Source organism: Actinomadura soli (assembly GCF_005889715.1).
GTDB classification, from domain to species: domain Bacteria; phylum Actinomycetota; class Actinomycetes; order Streptosporangiales; family Streptosporangiaceae; genus Spirillospora; species Spirillospora soli.
The window spans coordinates 1-610 of the sequence record NZ_VCKW01000609.1 but is presented as its reverse complement, the minus strand read 5'-3'; the positions used below and the strand labels follow the sequence as shown (position 1 = coordinate 610).

The 610-nt window shown below is 65.9% G+C and carries 1 pseudogene; it reads right to left on the bottom strand.

Annotated elements, in window-relative coordinates:
* A pseudogene (locus tag ETD83_RS42125) lies at nt 1–458 on the bottom strand (hypothetical protein); the annotation flags it as partial.
* Nucleotides 459–610: the final 152 nt, after the last annotated feature.

Sequence of the window (610 nt, the reverse complement as noted above, 5' to 3'; positions counted from 1 at the left end):
CCGTCCCAGGCCCGCACCCCCCAGCCGATCTTGGTGCCCTGCGGGATCGTCGGCGGCAGCGGCTGCTCGAACCTGCTGCCCGTGGTCTTGGCCGGGGTCAGCGCCGAGGTCCACTTCTCGCCCCAGTCCGACCCGTCGGCGTTGTTGGCCCAGTGCAGCGTGAACTGGCCCTGCACCTTGTTCTTGTCCTCGGCGTCCGGGTCCTTCAGGTAGGCATACACCGTAGGGACGGCGTTGACCGACTTGGCCTGGCCGCTGGGCAGGCACTTGGTGCCCGGGTCGGCGAACATGGTGTCGGTGTCGGGCTGCAACGGCGGGTTGTTGTACTGCACCCGCAGGTAGGCGTCATCGGCGAACCGCTTCCACCACGACATCGACGACTCGTTATAGGCCTTCAGCCCGAACGTGATCGTGGAATGGCCCTTGCTGACCGCGTCCTGCACATGCGACCGCAGCAACGACCCACCAAACTCCACCGGCGCCCGGGAGCAGTACGACACCGCACGCCAGGCCAACTGCTGAGACCACACCGAGGAACTCGTGGCATTGCTCCACGTCGCACCCGAACTCAACGTCGAGGTCCGCCACAACTCAATCGACGAGTCGTAGT